This window comes from Bremerella sp. JC817 (assembly GCF_040718835.1).
Classification (GTDB): Bacteria; Planctomycetota; Planctomycetia; order Pirellulales; family Pirellulaceae; genus Bremerella.
The window spans coordinates 106701-121926 of record NZ_JBFEFG010000247.1 but is presented as its reverse complement, the minus strand read 5'-3'; the positions used below and the strand labels follow the sequence as shown (position 1 = coordinate 121926).

The following is a 15226-nucleotide window of genomic DNA, read 5'->3' as shown; positions in this document are numbered from 1 at the left end:
CTTTCAGCCGTGGCTGACGCGTATGTCGGGCGGACCAGGCCACCCCATGCCAATCGGGTATGCGGTACTAGTTTCGGACCCGGACGTTTTCCTGCTCGTGTTCCGGCGGTTGGCTCAGGCTGTCGTAAGGCAAGCCTTTGCGAACGTAGTCGACAACGTGCCAGATTTCTTCTTCGCTCAACTGCTGAGCGGCAGGCATCTTGGCACCCTCGATGCCGTTACGAATTCGCCAGTAAACATCGACCGGGCGACGCCCACCGCGGAAGTTGCCCAGACGCAAGTTACGTGGGTCAAGCTTGCGTGGCGGCAACGCTCCCAAAGCCAGAAAACCTTCTAGCTGCGAGGGGTCCTTCGGATCGTAATACTCTTCGGTCCAGTCGTCGTAGAAGTTTTCGGCGGTCTGCCCATCCCCCAGTGCCGACTGACCGTGGCACGTGGCACAGCCACCTTTGTTGAAAAACAGATCGCGACCAACGGCCAACGACTCTTTCAATTCCGACTCAGGCTTTTCAGGCACTTCGGTGACGTCTTCAAAGGCGTAGGCCCAGCCTTCGACCAGCGGAGCGAGGAAGTCCTCGTTGACCACTTCCGGGTCGGTCAATTCTTCGACCGCCGAGTTGAGGTCGTCGGTTTCCTCTTGGATTTCTTCCGGCGACAAGCTGGCGACGTATTCTTTTTCTTCTTTGGTTCGCTGGTCGGCGGGCTTCACCACCGAGCAGTCGAGGTCCGAGAACTCCAGCAGCAAATTGCGTTCGAGTTCCCCTCGCAGCGACAGGTACTTCACGTATTGCGTGAGGGCTTCGATTTCTTCTTCCGGCAGCAGTTTGAAGCTAGGCATTGCGGTGCCAGGTACGCCGTCCGAGATCACTCGTTTCAGATCGTCGTGGGTCGGAGGCGTGCCGGTCTTGGTCGACTTCCACTTGTACTTACCCATGCGGAAGTCGCGCGGGTAAGGGTTCAGAAAGGCAGCCGTCGGGCCGCGACCATTGCCGGTGATGCCATGGCAATGCACACAATGCTGTCGATACAAACCACGTGGCGTGCCATCTTCCTCACTGCCGTAAGGGCCAGCCGCCATCTTGAGATGTTCGAGATCGAAAACCTGATCGATGTCTTCCACTTCCGGTACGATCGGTTCGTCCGGGGTACCAAACGAATCGGACAGAATCTTCGCGATCGGCTCGACCTGGTACTTGGGATCCAACGTGATGCCGAGCGTGATCTCTGCCTTGTGCATGGCGATCCGGTTCGGCTCGAACTTGGCTGGCTCGGAAGAGCATCCGACGATAACCCCGATCAGTGCGGTAACCGCCAGGCCTCCCGCCCAGTGTCGTCCGCCAAACTCAGGGGCCTGGCTGATGTGCATTGTGAGTTCCAGTTCACCGCCAGGGAATCGAGGCGGTCTCGCTGACAAAAATGTAATGTTGAAAGGTACCTGACGCCGCTGCACCTAGTTCATTAGGTCAACCGTCAGGCGAAATTCAAATAAACGAGCGCGGTCCCAATCGAGGGCCGCGCTCCGCATGGTTTGCCTGGCAAGTTACTTCTGGAGCAACGCGAAATCGACTTCAATATCCCCCAGGTCATTCAGGCCTGGCTTGACGTCAATTTCGATCAGCCCCTTCTTATCTTTGACAACCTCACCGCCGATTTTCATCTGCTTCAGGCTGCCAGGATTGCCGTGCCAGACCTGGAAGGTGTGCTTCCCGACTGGCAGCTTCTCGATTTTGAATTTTCCGTCTTCTCCGCTGACCGCCATGTAAGGCGATTCGCGAATCACGATAAATGCATCCATCCAGGGATGGATATTGCATCCGGCACTCATCGGGTAGCGTTCCTCATCAGCGAACGTCTCTACCTGTGACTTGCCTGCCGCCAGCAAAAAATTAATGCCGGCGTTTTTGAATCCTTCGACTTTAAAGTTGTGAGGGATCGGGTCGGCATTGACGAACTCGATCTTCTGACCTGGACGGACCAGTGACATGATCGGATCGTACAAACAGCCAGCGTTGCGAATCACAACTTTGTTCGCCCGAAGCTTTTCATACATCGGGTGAGGCTTAGGGGCCTCTTCATTGCGCCCAAGGTACAACCACAAAGCGACGTCTTGTAGTTCGCCTTGGTTGCCTATCCGTAAGGCCGGATTCGCAATGGCACCTCCGCCGCAAAAGCCAACGAGTGCCGCTGGAATTGCCAGCCCGGGTGCCGGGCCTGGATTACCTTGAACGATGAAACGTCCTTGGACGTCTCCCCATTCTTCCGCCATCAGGCCCTGAGCGAAGACGCTCAGGACCAACATGACCAATAGACTGAATCTCGCTGTCTTCATCGGGGAAATCTCCCGCGAAAGGGCTGCGTTATTTCAGGTCGCCAGCGTCAATCACCAGGTTGCCCAGATCGTTCTGGCCAGCCTTGACTTCGATTTCCAACAGCCCCTTACGGTCTTTGACCTTCTTGCCACCGACCTGCATTTCCTTGACGGTGCCAGGAATTTCGTGCCAGACCTGCAGTTTGTGCTTACCGACTGGCAGGTTTTCGATGGTGAACGTACCGTCTTCGGCGCTGACAGCCATGTAAGGCAGTTCGCGAACAACGATCTTGGCGGTCATCCAAGGGTGGATCGAGCAGCTGGCGTTCATTGGGTAACGTTCTTCGCTGTCGAACTTGTGTTCGTAAACGCCACCAACAGGAACCAGGTTGTTCATGCCAGCGTTGGCGAAGCCTTCCACCTTGAAGTTATGGGGAATTGGGTCCGAGTTCTTGAACTCGACTGGCTGACCAACCACGACGGCCGAGACGTGTGGTTCGTACAAGCAAGCCTTGTTGTCGATAACGACAGGCTTCTTGGCAGCTTCGGCGTACGATGGGTGAACGGCTGGAGCGTCTTGACCGCGATCAAGGTAGAGCCAAACGGCAACGTTCTTCAGGCCACCATCTTCACCAACGACCAGCGTTTGATTCGGAAGTTTAGCGCCACAGAAACCAGCGTCCTTCGTGACATCATCAGCAGGGAGGGTAGCGACTTTGCCATCAACGACGAACCGGCCAGTGACCGTTCCCCATTCTTGGGCGGCGGCAGCCTGGACCGACAGCCCGATGGCAGCCAACAACATCAATCCCAGTTGCAATGACTTCATTTGAACTCCTTTAGTTGCTTTGATTTTCTTAGTAGGTGGGGGGAAGCGAAGGCAGGCTGCGAAAAGCAAAGGACATAGAGCGAAATTTAGTCGCTTTACGTCACATCACATTATAAACATCCGTACTGATCGTGCCCGCGATTTATGTCGCACCCGAATGAGGGGAGCGCAATCCGTCTACTTTACGCCTCTTACAGTTCTAGTTCCACCCCCTTGGAGATGGTTTCAGATGGCTGTAAAAGTTCTCAAAAGCTGATAGATCCGCAGGCGACCTCAACATGGGGGCAGGAACCGCAAAGCGGTGATTAGGTAGGATATCCTCGCAGTTTGCCTGTTTTACCAGAGGATCCGGCGGAAACAAGCATTACGATCTTTCATATACCGTCACTTTTTGGTCATTCCTGCCCCGGAAAACGGTTGAGATGTCGGATTTCTTCCAGGATGTCCGAATTCGACGAGGTGGTGAGCAGAGTTTCTTAATTTTGGTACACTGCGTGATCCTTCCCTCCGATTGTTTTAACGCCCTAGAAGTGGCAACAGTCTTATGAACGTATTGGTCCTCGGTTCTGGCGGTCGCGAACACGCCCTGGCTTGGAAATTGTCGCAAAGCTCCCGCGTCCGCAACGTCTTCGTTGCCCCAGGAAACGCCGGTACCCAGATCGATGCCGAAAACATTGCGATTCCTGAAACCGACTTCCCTGCCCTGGTTGCGTTTGCCAAGCGAAACGACGTCGGGCTGACGGTGGTCGGGCCGGAAGCTCCGCTGGTTGCCGGCGCGGTCGATTACTTCCGCGAACAAGGCCTGAAGATCTTCGGTCCTAACAAAGCCGCCGCCCAGCTCGAAGGAAGCAAGGCGTTCTGCAAGCAAACCCTCCGCAGTGCCGACGTCCCGACCGCCGACTATCGTGTCTTCCGCGAAGCGGATGCGGCTGCCCGCTACATCAAAGACCGATTCCCCCATGAAGGGGAGGACGTCAATGTGGTGATCAAGGCGGACGGCCTGGCTGCCGGTAAGGGTGTGACCGTCTGCGATACGGCCGATGAAGCCCTGGAAGCGATCGATCAGATCGGGCGCCAACGGGTCTTCGGCGATGCCGGCGCCCAGATCATCATCGAAGAACGTCTCGATGGCGAAGAAGCAAGCGTGCTGGCGATCACCGACGGAAAAACGATCCTGACGCTGCCACCAGCTCAAGACCATAAGCCTGCCTACGATGACGATCAGGGACCGAACACCGGTGGCATGGGGGCCTACTCACCGACGCCACTGGTGACCCCGCAGGTCATGCAGATGCTGGAAGAGAAGGTTCTGGTTCCGACCGTGCATGGCATGAAGCGGGCCCGTAACCCATTCCAAGGCGTGCTATATGCTGGCCTGATGATGACCAACCAAGGTCCGAAGGTTCTGGAATACAACGTTCGTTTCGGCGATCCCGAATGCCAGCCGATCTTGATGCGACTGAAGTCGGACCTGGCTGACATTCTGGAAGCGTGTGCGGAAGGTCGCCTCGATTCGATCGATTCTCCGGAATGGGATACCCGTCCGGCAGTTTGCGTGGTGATGGCCTCGGAAGGCTACCCAGGCAACTACGAAAAAGGGAAGCCAATCCGAGGCCTCGAAGAAGCAGCCAAGCTGGAAGATGTCAAAGTGTTCCATGCCGGCACGAAGTTCGAGGGGGACCAGATTGTCACCAACGGTGGCCGCGTCCTCGGCGTGACGGCAATCGGCGATACCATCTCGGCTGCCAAGCTGAAGGCCTACACCGCCGTGAAATGCATCCGCTGGGATGGTGCCTGGTGCCGCAAAGACATCTCGGACAAGGCTCTGCGACACTCGTAATCGAGAACAGATGCATCGCATAAAATCGAATCAAGGCAACGTGATGAATCGCGTTGCCTTTTTTCGTAGGCGTTCGTCGCGACTAAACAGAGTGTCAGGTATCACCGAAGAATTCCTGAGCGATCTTCTTGAGATAGGCGTCGTCGAACACGCCCAGGGCCCCTTCTTTCGTTTCGCTTGGCTGCAGCTTCTTGCGCCCTGGCTTGGCAGACTTCGCCGGAGCATCTTCGACCGGCGAAGGGGCACTACGCTTGGCAGGCGAATCTTTCGGAGCCAACTCGTCGACATCAATATCGCCAAAGAACTCTAGCCATTCATTCACTTCCGAGTCCGGAATCGCCGGGGTGGAAGGTTGTTTGGGAGGTGGCGGCTTGAGAGCTTCCTGCTGACGAATCCGCTGCCGCGTTTGCCGCATCAAGCGATACCAGCTATCGCTATCGATCGCTGTGGCTCGGCGTCGGCGAGCTGCCCGTTGCACGCGATGATCGCTGGAAACAACCGTTAGCCGCTTGGGGGCATGATGATCGCGAATCAACTCTTCGATCATTTCATCCGCATCGGTATAGCCGCTGGCAAACCGCACGGTGATCTGCTGATGGTTATAGACTCGCGGTAAGCCGGGCGGAGCTTTCGCCGAGTCGAAGACGACGACCGTCTGGGTCAGCTCCTTCGGATCGATCACGCGTAACAGCGCGTCGAGCAGTGCCCTACGTTCCCCTTCAAAGGAACCTTCTCCATCGACAGACCCTACTAGCCCAGCGGCGAAAAGCAGATTGTATCCGTCGATAATGAGCGGCATGACAGCGGAAGCTTCTCGGCTGCAAAGGAATGGCCCTGGAAAGCACCGCGAAGTGCACTACGTTCCATCGTATCGGAACTTGGTGATTCCGCCTACGATCGTTTCGACCGCGCGTCCTGTGAGCGTGACGCCTTGGAACGGACAATTGAAGCTCTTCGAGCGATAGGCCGACGTATCGACCTTCCACGCCAGGTCCGGGTCGATGATCGTTACATCGGCATCGGCACCTGCTTGAAGCGTTCCCTTTTCGATACCCAGCACCTTCGCGGCGTTGGTCGACATGGCTCGCACGATGGTCGGCCAATCGACTTTGCCACTCTTCACCAGGTGCGTCCCAACCAGACCCAGCGCGGTCTCGAGACCAACCATCCCGAAAGGTGCTTCCGTGATCGCACACATCTTCTTTTCCGAAGAACGGGGAGCATGCCCACTGGCAATCACGTCGATCGTGCCATCGTTCAAGCCGGCGATGCACGCGTCGATATGATCTTGCGAACGAAGCGGTGGATTCAGCTTCAAACTGGTGTCGAAACCTCGCATCGCTTCGTCGGTCAGGGCGAACTGATAGGCACAGATACTGGCCGAAACGCCCACGCCACGATCTTTGGCCCGGCGTAAGATCTCGACCGTACCGCTGCACGAAATTGCCAATAGGTGCAGCTTGCCGCCGGTGGCTTCACAGATACGAATGTCCCGCGCCGCCATCACGTCTTCTGCTTCAGCCGGCATCGGAGCGAGCCCCAACACCGTGCTGATCGAACCATCGTGCATGACACCGTCGCGCGAGAGCTCGACCATCTCGGGCCGATTGAGGACCGGGCGACCGAACATCAAGGTGTATTCCAACGCACGACGCAGAAGCTCGGGATTCGAGACTGGGCGTTGACCATCACTAAAAGCAATCGCCCCGGCATTATGCAGAATGCCGATTTCGGCCATCTCTTCGCCATGACGTCCGCTGCTGACGCAGGCCACCGGATACACATTGCAGTGATCCGCTTCCGACGCCTGACGTCCGAGGTACGTCACTGCGGCGGCACTATCGACCGGCGGGTTCGTTTCAGAGATCGCGGCGATCGAAGTGAAGCCTCCTGCCAGTGCGGCATAGGCGGCAGACTCGATCGTTTCGTCTTCCTCGAAACCTGGTTCGCGAATTTGGACATGCAGATCGATCAGTCCTGGGACGACCAGCTTGCCGGTCGCGTCGATCACGTGGGCACTGCCATCTGCCGGGACGTCAATCGCGGCAATGCGACCTTCCTCGATTAACAGGTTCGTGACGCGATCGATGTTTTGGCTTGGGTCGATAACCCGACCATTTTGAATTAGCGTTCGAAGCATCTTTTCCAACATCCGCTTAAGTGGTTGCCCGGCCTTCGTTGAGGAGCCACATCGCCGCCATGCGGACCGCCAAACCATTATTCACCTGGTGCAGAATGACCGAGTGCTCGCCGTCGGCCACTTCAGGCGTGATCTCGACACCACGGTTAATAGGTCCGGGTGCCATGATCAAAATGTCGGACTTGGCCCGCTGCATTCGCTTGCGATCCATGGCATACAACAAGGCATATTCGCGAACCGATGGGAATGGCCGAGTGTATTGCCGCTCGAACTGGATTCGCAGCAGGTTTAACACGTCGCAGCGTTCCAGGATCGAATCGAGATCATGCGAGACCTCGACGCCAAACTCTTCCCAGCGTCGCGAGACGAGCGTCGAAGGACCACAAACGATCACATGGGCCCCCAGCTTTTGCAGGCCCCAGATATTCGACCGAGCGGTTCGGCTATGGGCAATATCGCCCACCAGGGCCACCGTTTTGCCGGCGAGGTCGCCTCGATGTTGACGAATAGTCAGAATGTCGAGCAGACCTTGCGTCGGATGCTCGTGCGGGCCGTCGCCGGCGTTGATCACACCGCAGTCGAGGTTCTCGGCCAGCATCTGCGGCGTGCCCGGGGCCTTGTGGCGACAGACAAGCGTATCGATGCACATCGACTGGATGGTCTTGGCCGTATCGAGCAGCGTTTCCCCTTTGGAGAGACTGCTGCTGGAAGCGGAGAACTCGATCACATCGGCCCCCAGGCGACGGGAAGCCAGCGAGAAACTGGTTCGAGTCCGGGTCGAGTCTTCAAAGAATAAATTGACGCTCGTCCGTCCCGTCAGGACCGACAACTTGGTGCGGCAATTGTTGGTGGATTCTTTGAACGCTTGAGCAACGTCGAGAAGAAGGGTGATTTCGTCCGACGATAAACTTTCCAAATCGAGCAGATGCCGCTTTGTCCAGCGGCCCTTGAAGGGCTCGAGAAAACCAGGCGTCTCCATGGAATCCCAGAAAAAGTAAGCGAATCGGGCCGGTTTCACATTGGGCCAAATTCTACGGACTATGGCCCTCAGTCACAACCTGGGGAAGCCGAAATCGGAGGCAATCCCCCCAAGGAAGCCAGCGTGGACTGGGGCCCAAAAAAAGGAGAGCTCGGTGATGGTTACCGAGCTCTCCGTGGCGTTGCCTGGGGAATTGGTCGTTTTCGGCTTACTCTTCGCCTGGCTTAGGCAGCGGTAGAGCTTCGGCCGGGATCAGATCGTTATCCAGTGGAGCCCGTGGGTTCTGGATAGGATCGGTCGGATCGGCCGGATCTGGTTCTGCTGGGTTCAAGTTCGCCGGAGTCGGTTCAATTGGCTCGCCTGGCGGAACGGCGGTTGGGTCAGGAGCGACCGCGAATGGATCGATCCAGCCACCACCGAGTGCCTTGTAGAGCGAGACCACCGAGAGGTAGATATCCCCTTCCGCATTGGCCGTCTGGTCGTCCAACTCGGCTTGTTGCCGCTGAGCGTCCAGCAAGGTTTGGAACGGGATGATACCACCCTTGTATTGCTCTTCCGAAATCACCGCAGCCGAACGAGCAGCCAAGGCGGCCTGACGCAGGCTGGCAGCACGGCGGACCGTGTAGCGGTATTGCGACAAAGCATCTTCGACTTCCGCCGCGGCGGTAACGACCGAGTTCTGGTAAGCGAAGACCAGCCCTCGCCAGCGAGCACGGTTGGCTTCGATGTCGCTACGAACACGACCGAAGTCCAGCAGTCGCCATCGCATCGCAGGGCCCGAGGCATATGCGATACTGTCGCTGGTGAACCAACGGTTGAACTTCGTCGAGTCGACGGTGAACGTACCGGTGATCGTGAAGCGAGGGTAAAGTTCGGCAACCGCGACACCAATACGAGCGGCCTGAGCAGCCAGTTGGCGTTCTGCCGAACGAATATCGGGACGCTGACGAATCAGTTCGATTGGCAGACCGACGTCGATATCGGCTGGAATCGAAGGGAATCGCTGCTGAGGCGTGATCTCGGTCGACAGGTCCGTTGGTGGTTCGCCCATCAGCACTGACAGTCGGTGATAGGCCAGTTCCATTTCTTGACGCAGCAGCGGAAGACCAGCTTCGGTGCTGTACAAGTTGTATTTGGCCTGTTCGACGTCGAGCTGGCTGATCGTACCAGCGGCCAGACGATCTTCGGTGATCTTCAACGACTGTCGTTGCAGTTCGATGTTGCGTTCGACGAACTGAATACGACGCTGCAGGGTACGAACCTGGATGTAGTTCGCACCAACTTCACCCTGAAGCGAAACCAGCAGGTTGTTGTGGTCTTCGATGGCAACATCGATGTCCGCATCGGCGGCCTGAATGCTGCGACGCACGGAACCGAAGATATCGATTTCCCACGAAGCATCGAAACCAGCCGACCAGTAATTGAATGGAGGCGGACTGAAGTTTGCCAGACCGAAGCTGTTACCACTTCCGGACGTTTTGCGTCGCGAGTAGCTGGATGTGCCGTCAATGTCGGGGAACAGCCCGCCACGAACCACACCGCGAATAGCACGGGCTTCGGCGATTCGTTCGGCGGCTTGCCCTAACTCGAGGTTTTGTTGCGCGGTCCGGACGATCAAGCTGGTCAGAATCGGGTCGTCGAACTTGGTCCACCACGCGACCGAGTCGTTCGGCGACTGGCTTACCCCCGGTGGGAGCGGCTGAATCCACTCGCAACGGAAAGGCGCCCCCGGATCGATATTGTCCGGGCCAACCAAACAACCACTGAGTCCCAATGCCGCCGAGGTGACAGCACCAAGCACCAGCTTGCCAATAATAACGGGAGCTTTGCTCTTAGATCTTGATTTTCGCATAACCGTTCGCAAGCTAACCTTTTGATTCCTTGATAGTCCACCTCCCAAGGAGATGACCGCCACAAACGTTATCGGTGGAATAATCGTCTGGAGTTGGAGAGTAAGTTTGCCGGCTGTACGGGTCGCTCAATCGTTAATCTTGACGATAGTGCCGATAGCACGAGTTACTTCGGTTAACCTCATTTTGCCCACCGCAAGGGTTAGTTCTGCGCCGGATTTTGGGCTGGCTAGCGTGCATGCACCTGCCTATCTTTCCTGATCCGAATTTTCTTTGAATTCGATTCAACTCGCGTAATCCAGAATGCCGATACCGAGTATTGAGACCGTGCATAAAAAAATGCGCCGACGAGATCGCTCCCCCGGACAACAACTACTTCGCAAGGGATTGTGAAGATGAACTATCGACTTCCTTTGTTCACCTTCCCCGTGCTGGCCATCATCATGTTGGGCAGCGGCTGCAGCACGGTGCCGACATCCGATTCGGCCATCACTCAGGCCCAGGCACCAGCACCACCGAATCAGCCGATGATCCTGGTCGAAATGCAATCGCCAGAGAAAGGCACGCGTTCAACGCAGAAGATTCCGCTCCATGCGGCTCCAACGCTGCAAGCCGCCGTCGATCAATCGCGTGTCGAAAGCAAATACAAGCGTTTCCATATCGCCATTTCGCGATTCCCACAGCATCAAGGTGGTCAGCCTCAGAAGCTGATTTCGCAGTACGATCACCACGCGGGTCAGATCCCGTATGAATACGATTACCAGCTTCAAGCTGGCGACCGTGTTGTGATCGTTGAAGATTCGACCAGCTCAGTCGACGATATCTTCGGCAGCATCTTGGCTCCGCTGCGGATGGCCTCGGGCCGGGCCCCAGTCGACAAGTCGCCATTCTAGAAGCGACGCACCCACTCAATCTTTCCCGGCGTGCCGTAGTTCGCGAGAGCTATGGCACGCTTTTTTTATGGGAACATTGAAAAACCGGCGGGCCTAGTAAGCGACTCGCCAACGAGTGCGGAACAGCCAGACCATGGTGATGAACATGAAGAAGTTCATGCCGATCGCCAGTGCCATATAAACACCGAACCGTGCCCAGTCGCCGTCGTTGTCTTTCGCACCGTCGAGATCGACTTTCAGTGGCACGTCCCACAAGGCCGAAAACGGGCTCACGACCGTCAAGTCGCGCGAGACCTGAGCGACCGCCGATAATCGAGGCTCTGCCGTTCGCGTTGTGGACGAGACCATTGCGTATTGGGTTTCGCTGGTGTCCACGGGCGGGGCGAAGGCCAGTTGGGCGAAGTAATCAAACGCCAGTGTCCCGCAGAACAAAGCGATGATCACCAGGTAAGTGCACATCAAGCTATGCGACGTCTTGCGGAACATTACCGAGCAAAACAAGGCCAGCATCGACGTGGTAATACATGTGACCAGGATCACCGATAAATACGCGATCACCGAAAGCCAATTGGTCCAGTAATACGGTACCATCACGCAGGCCAACAGCAGCGGCCACAGCAAAAAGCCAGTCAACACGCTCGAAACGCGGAAGCCGGCAACCAGCTTGCCTGACAAGATCATCCAGGGCGAGATCTCGGTCGTCAGCAGCAAGTCGAGCGTTTCGCGTTCCCGTTCCGAAGTAATGCTTCCCGCTGAGAAAACGGGCCCGACCAGCACGTTGAACAAAATCACATACGCCATATAGAACGGTGCGTACTGCGGCTTGAAGTAAAGGCAGACCGCCATCAAAGGAATCGCCAGGAACATACTGATCTGAATCACCAGACGCAGCATCAAGGTTCCCTGGGCGAAGATTTCGCTATGGATCTCTTTGTCGTAAACCGGGTTCCGGTGGTCTTCTAGAAGCTGCGTTCGCTTCGGCGGAGCGAACAAACGATCCGGAAACTGATCCCGCTGGATCACCAGACCAACCGCTTCGCGCGCCTCTTTCTCGAGGTCGACGACATCCTTCCCTTCGCTGCCGACGTCATTCGGATAAAGCAGCGTCCGCGCGGTGTATAGGGACAACAGGACGATCGTCGCACCAGCCAACGGTGGCACCGTGACCAACAACACTAACAAGCGCAGACCGCCGTTTTCGCCGAGCATCTGCCAGATGAATGCACCGGCCAAAGCGATCGGCAAGATCAACAGATACGAAACAACCAGCGACGCCGAGGTTCGTTGAAAGAAGCTACTGCACGCCACGCTGATCATGCCAAACGTCGCCACAGCCACCATCAAAATCGCGTAGGCAGCGAGCAACTCGTACAGCGAAACACCACCCAGCGGCAGGCATAACATCACGATCGGTAACGACGTGAAAATCAGCAGCGCCAGGTGAGCGAGCGAAGCGAACAGCTTACCAATGACAATCGCCCCAGGCTTGAGCGGACTGGCCAGCAGCATCTCGTACGTTTTCCGTTCTTTCTCGCCGGTTAGTGTCCCGGAAGCAAAGCTTGGGGCCATCAACGAGGCCAACACGAACTGCCCCAGGAAGAACAAATCGAACAAACGCCGGGCAGCTTCCTGATCGGAAGAGAGGTCGAGGCGTTCGACTTGCGGCCAGGCAAAGTAGACGATCGCCGCGAGAAGTATCTGATACGCCAAGAGCAGAAGAAACGCACGAATCGTCCGCAGATTCACCAGCAACTCGCGCTGCAGGACTGGATTCTCGAGCAAATACATAAGAAGCGAAACCTTAGCAGGCAGCGAGAGGCTCTTGGTTCGATGACGAGGTTTGCCCATTCTACCCCTCTGGCGGAATTAAACGCTACCCTCCGGCTAAGATTCTCAACCGTCAGGGCCGCCCTCTTGGCTCACGGTAAATATTACTCGGCGACTTGGCATCCGAGTCGCCAAGATCACGGTCTGGTTTGCCGTGCAAGGAACTTCGATTCGTGCTCGAATCGATGACTGTCTCTGCTGCGGAAAACGTTGCGACAAAGACTTGTGCTTTTCCCTTGCCATTGAGGATGTTTTCGTCGCGGCCGAGATCGCTTCTCCCGCGATCGGGTTGCCTGGATTGCCTAATCGGCTCGATCTTCACACCAGACCATATCGCGAGGAAGCTTAGTGAATGGGCAATCCCCTCTGCAGCCGCCCAAGTAGTCGGCACACCCCCTTCCAACGGGGCAGTGATAACGAAATTGAGAGAAAGAAAACGTTTTATGCGGCAAAGTTGCGCATTAATCATTAGGGGAATCAACGTACCTTGAGTTGGGAATTACGGAAAACAAAGCGTAATTGCGGTGCGATTCGACGCTTCGTTCGGAGGCCCGACACGGTCTATCGGAAACCACTTGTCGGTTTGGAACGCTGTTTGAGTAGTAGTAGTACGGAAGTTCGTTTTTGATTTTGTCCGCCATTTCTACTAGATCAGCCTGGAGCACAAGTTCACCATGCATCGTTCCACACGAGGTGGTTTCTCTCTGGTCGAACTTCTAGTCGTCTTCGCCGTTGTCTGTGTGTTGGTTGGCCTGCTGATGCCGGTCGTCCAGCAAGCTCGAGAAACCTCGCGCCGGATGCAGTGCACCAACAACATGAAGCAGTTGGCGATCGCGCTGCACAATTATCACGACACGTTCCTTGCCTTCCCCTATCGGGAAGGCGGACTGGGGCAGCACCAACACAATGGTGGCCCGATGGCCCCTTATCAGCGACAAAGCGGTTTCGTCAGCTTGTTGCCGTACATGGGTAAACATGCCCTGGCCAACGAGATCAAAGCAATCGGTCTGGCTCGGGTTCCCTGGGAGGAATGGAAGCCATGGCAAACGCCAATCGAACTGCTGCTTTGCCCTTCCAGCAACGAGCACTTCGCGGCCGATACCATTGCCAACTCGAACTATACCTTTTGTGCTGGCGACTCAGTCGATACCGAATCGCTCGATCCACGCGGGATCTTCGGTCTGGTTAAGCACACGACGATCGACAGCATCACCGATGGTACCAGCACGACGCTCGCTTTCTCCGAGCACCTTTTCCCGAGCCACTCACGTGACCGAGCGAACGTGAACTACGGCAGCGACCCTGCCACGCCGGCCGAATGTGCCCTGACGTTTGATTCGTCCAGCGGCTATGCGTTTTCGCACGATGCCCCAGGCAATCGTTGGACTGACGGCGGTTCGGCTTACTCGGCCATGAATACCTGTCTGCCACCGAACAGTCCGCAATGTGCTTACGCCAGTCATGATGCCCAGGATGGTTTCTACACCGCCTCAAGCGCCCATCCTGGCGGCGTCATGGCAACCTTCGCCGATGGTTCGGTCCGTTTCATTACCGAAACGATCGATGCCGGCAACCAAGGGGCAACCTCGGTCGCAACCGGCACCAGCCCGTACGGGGTCTGGGGATCGATGGGCAGTAAGAGTGGCGCAGAATATACGCCTGGAAGCGAATGACGATGAATCGGATCTTTATCGCCACGACTTTGCTCGCAGCCTCTTTGCTGGTGGGCTGCCGTGTCGACCAGACTGGGCTGCTTCCCGGTCGCAATGCCACGCACCCGGTGACCGGGGTCATCACGCAGGCAGGACTTCCCGTCGAAGGTGCCACAGTGATGTTCTTCAGCGAGAAGCTGAAAATCACCGCATATGGCAAGACCGACGCGACCGGGCACTATTCACTGACGACCTACGAACCAGATGACGGTGCCCCGGAAGGCCACTATCAGGTTTCGATCAAAAAGTCAGAGCACAAGATCGTTCGAGACAGCGAAGACCCTGCGATTCCACCGCAGACCAGCACCACCAGTCTTCTGCCGGATCAGTACGGCGACTATCAAACGTCGCAGCTTCGTGCGGTCGTCGCGGCGGGTCGCTCGAATGTGTTCAGCTATAACCTGATGCCGTAGCGGCATTCTCTCCTTCGTCCAGTATCCCACCTCCCGTGGTGTCTTGCTGGAAGCGATCTCGTAGAATCACCTTGCGAGCGGCGGCCTTCTGCCCAGCTCAAAAGGTGAAACAACGTTGGATCTTGGAAGGAATGCTCGATGGGCCCTCTCCGCGGCTTGTGGCGCGACACATGGTGGTTGTGGTTTATTTTTCTAGCGGCGATCATCGTCGTTGCGTACCTGGTGACGCCGTTCTTTCTGTTTCTGATCCCTATCTTCGTGGTGATGTTTCTGTACTTCGCCTTCGTCCGCTATGACGAGAACGGCCGCAACAAGGGTGATTTATAGTTGCCAGTGGTGATTAGCCTCCCCTTTAATCGAGGGATCTAAATTCCAAGATCGATAGTCAGGGGACGAATAGCCTAAGACATTCACCCCAACTTCCACCTAAATAGG

Annotated in this window: 14 protein-coding genes; 5 read left to right on the top strand and 9 right to left on the bottom strand. The window is 56.4% G+C overall.

What is annotated here, in order from left to right; all coding sequences use genetic code 11:
• Positions 1 to 67: 67 nt before the first annotated feature.
• The 3 genes from AB1L30_RS03580 to AB1L30_RS03570 all read right to left on the bottom strand — a co-directional run bounded on the left by AB1L30_RS03580 (position 68) and on the right by AB1L30_RS03570 (position 3137).
• Positions 68 to 1366 carry a cytochrome c gene (locus tag AB1L30_RS03580; protein WP_367012010.1) on the bottom strand — a complete coding sequence of 433 codons (1299 nt, stop codon included), beginning with the start codon at positions 1364 to 1366 and terminating at the stop codon, positions 68 to 70.
• 174 nt (positions 1367 to 1540) lie between these two features.
• A complete protein-coding gene (locus AB1L30_RS03575; protein ID WP_367012009.1) occupies positions 1541 to 2329 on the bottom strand; it encodes a hypothetical protein in 789 nt (262 codons plus the stop codon).
• A gap of 28 nt (positions 2330 to 2357) precedes the next feature.
• Positions 2358 to 3137, bottom strand: a complete 780-nt coding sequence (locus tag AB1L30_RS03570; RefSeq protein ID WP_367012008.1) for a hypothetical protein — start codon at positions 3135 to 3137, stop codon at positions 2358 to 2360.
• A gap of 544 nt (positions 3138 to 3681) precedes the next feature.
• On the opposite strand from AB1L30_RS03570, the gene purD reads away from it, so the two are divergent.
• Positions 3682 to 4977 (top strand): phosphoribosylamine--glycine ligase, encoded by a 1296-nt coding sequence (gene purD / locus AB1L30_RS03565; protein WP_367012006.1) that lies wholly within the window; start codon positions 3682 to 3684, stop codon positions 4975 to 4977.
• 94 nt (positions 4978 to 5071) lie between these two features.
• On the opposite strand, the gene AB1L30_RS03560 is transcribed toward purD, so the two are convergent.
• From AB1L30_RS03560 to AB1L30_RS03545, 4 genes are all read right to left on the bottom strand, one after another.
• Positions 5072 to 5776 carry an NYN domain-containing protein gene (locus AB1L30_RS03560; RefSeq protein WP_367012004.1) on the bottom strand — a complete coding sequence of 235 codons (705 nt, stop codon included), beginning with the start codon at positions 5774 to 5776 and terminating at the stop codon, positions 5072 to 5074.
• Positions 5777 to 5833: 57 nt separating this feature from the next.
• Positions 5834 to 7117 (bottom strand): dihydroorotase, encoded by a 1284-nt coding sequence (locus AB1L30_RS03555; RefSeq protein WP_367012003.1) that lies wholly within the window; start codon positions 7115 to 7117, stop codon positions 5834 to 5836.
• A gap of 16 nt (positions 7118 to 7133) precedes the next feature.
• Entirely contained in the window at positions 7134 to 8096 is a 963-nt protein-coding gene (locus AB1L30_RS03550; RefSeq protein WP_367012002.1) for an aspartate carbamoyltransferase catalytic subunit, read from the bottom strand.
• Positions 8097 to 8304: 208 nt separating this feature from the next.
• Complete coding sequence (locus tag AB1L30_RS03545) at positions 8305 to 9948, bottom strand: efflux transporter outer membrane subunit (RefSeq protein ID WP_367012001.1); 1644 nt, start codon at positions 9946 to 9948, stop codon at positions 8305 to 8307.
• Between the two features lie 393 nt (positions 9949 to 10341).
• Between AB1L30_RS03545 and AB1L30_RS03540 the strand changes: the two genes are divergently transcribed.
• Complete coding sequence (locus AB1L30_RS03540; protein ID WP_367011999.1) at positions 10342 to 10839, top strand: hypothetical protein; 498 nt, start codon at positions 10342 to 10344, stop codon at positions 10837 to 10839.
• 93 nt (positions 10840 to 10932) lie between these two features.
• On the opposite strand, the gene AB1L30_RS03535 is transcribed toward AB1L30_RS03540, so the two are convergent.
• The gene (locus AB1L30_RS03535; RefSeq protein ID WP_367012075.1) at positions 10933 to 12627 is read right to left on the bottom strand and encodes an ABC transporter permease subunit; all 1695 of its coding nucleotides are present in this window, start codon (positions 12625 to 12627) and stop codon (positions 10933 to 10935) included.
• A 112-nt stretch (positions 12628 to 12739) separates the two neighbouring features.
• Positions 12740 to 13135 carry a hypothetical protein gene (locus AB1L30_RS03530; protein ID WP_367011998.1) on the bottom strand — a complete coding sequence of 132 codons (396 nt, stop codon included), beginning with the start codon at positions 13133 to 13135 and terminating at the stop codon, positions 12740 to 12742.
• A 205-nt stretch (positions 13136 to 13340) separates the two neighbouring features.
• Between AB1L30_RS03530 and AB1L30_RS03525 the strand changes: the two genes are divergently transcribed.
• The 3 genes from AB1L30_RS03525 to AB1L30_RS03515 all read left to right on the top strand — a co-directional run bounded on the left by AB1L30_RS03525 (position 13341) and on the right by AB1L30_RS03515 (position 15118).
• A complete protein-coding gene (locus AB1L30_RS03525) occupies positions 13341 to 14339 on the top strand; it encodes a DUF1559 domain-containing protein (RefSeq protein WP_367011996.1) in 999 nt (332 codons plus the stop codon).
• A gap of 2 nt (positions 14340 to 14341) precedes the next feature.
• Positions 14342 to 14791 carry a carboxypeptidase-like regulatory domain-containing protein gene (locus AB1L30_RS03520; protein WP_367011995.1) on the top strand — a complete coding sequence of 150 codons (450 nt, stop codon included), beginning with the start codon at positions 14342 to 14344 and terminating at the stop codon, positions 14789 to 14791.
• Between the two features lie 138 nt (positions 14792 to 14929).
• Positions 14930 to 15118, top strand: a complete 189-nt coding sequence (locus tag AB1L30_RS03515; protein ID WP_367011994.1) for a hypothetical protein — start codon at positions 14930 to 14932, stop codon at positions 15116 to 15118.
• The last annotated feature ends 108 nt before the right edge of the window (positions 15119 to 15226 follow it).

Bases quoted from the DNA above. Each gene is read 5' to 3' on its own strand.
- AB1L30_RS03580 (WP_367012010.1), bottom strand. From the start codon at position 1,366: ATGCACATCAGCCAGGCCCCTGAGTTTGGCGGACGACACTGGGCGGGA.
- AB1L30_RS03575 (WP_367012009.1), bottom strand. From the start codon at position 2,329: ATGAAGACAGCGAGATTCAGTCTATTGGTCATGTTGGTCCTGAGCGTC.
- AB1L30_RS03570 (WP_367012008.1), bottom strand. From the start codon at position 3,137: ATGAAGTCATTGCAACTGGGATTGATGTTGTTGGCTGCCATCGGGCTG.
- purD (WP_367012006.1), top strand. From the start codon at position 3,682: ATGAACGTATTGGTCCTCGGTTCTGGCGGTCGCGAACACGCCCTGGCT.
- AB1L30_RS03560 (WP_367012004.1), bottom strand. From the start codon at position 5,776: ATGCCGCTCATTATCGACGGATACAATCTGCTTTTCGCCGCTGGGCTA.
- AB1L30_RS03555 (WP_367012003.1), bottom strand. From the start codon at position 7,117: ATGCTTCGAACGCTAATTCAAAATGGTCGGGTTATCGACCCAAGCCAA.
- AB1L30_RS03550 (WP_367012002.1), bottom strand. From the start codon at position 8,096: ATGGAGACGCCTGGTTTTCTCGAGCCCTTCAAGGGCCGCTGGACAAAG.
- AB1L30_RS03545 (WP_367012001.1), bottom strand. From the start codon at position 9,948: ATGCGAAAATCAAGATCTAAGAGCAAAGCTCCCGTTATTATTGGCAAG.
- AB1L30_RS03540 (WP_367011999.1), top strand. From the start codon at position 10,342: ATGAACTATCGACTTCCTTTGTTCACCTTCCCCGTGCTGGCCATCATC.
- AB1L30_RS03535 (WP_367012075.1), bottom strand. From the start codon at position 12,627: ATGTATTTGCTCGAGAATCCAGTCCTGCAGCGCGAGTTGCTGGTGAAT.
- AB1L30_RS03530 (WP_367011998.1), bottom strand. From the start codon at position 13,135: ATGATTAATGCGCAACTTTGCCGCATAAAACGTTTTCTTTCTCTCAAT.
- AB1L30_RS03525 (WP_367011996.1), top strand. From the start codon at position 13,341: ATGCATCGTTCCACACGAGGTGGTTTCTCTCTGGTCGAACTTCTAGTC.
- AB1L30_RS03520 (WP_367011995.1), top strand. From the start codon at position 14,342: ATGAATCGGATCTTTATCGCCACGACTTTGCTCGCAGCCTCTTTGCTG.
- AB1L30_RS03515 (WP_367011994.1), top strand. From the start codon at position 14,930: ATGGGCCCTCTCCGCGGCTTGTGGCGCGACACATGGTGGTTGTGGTTT.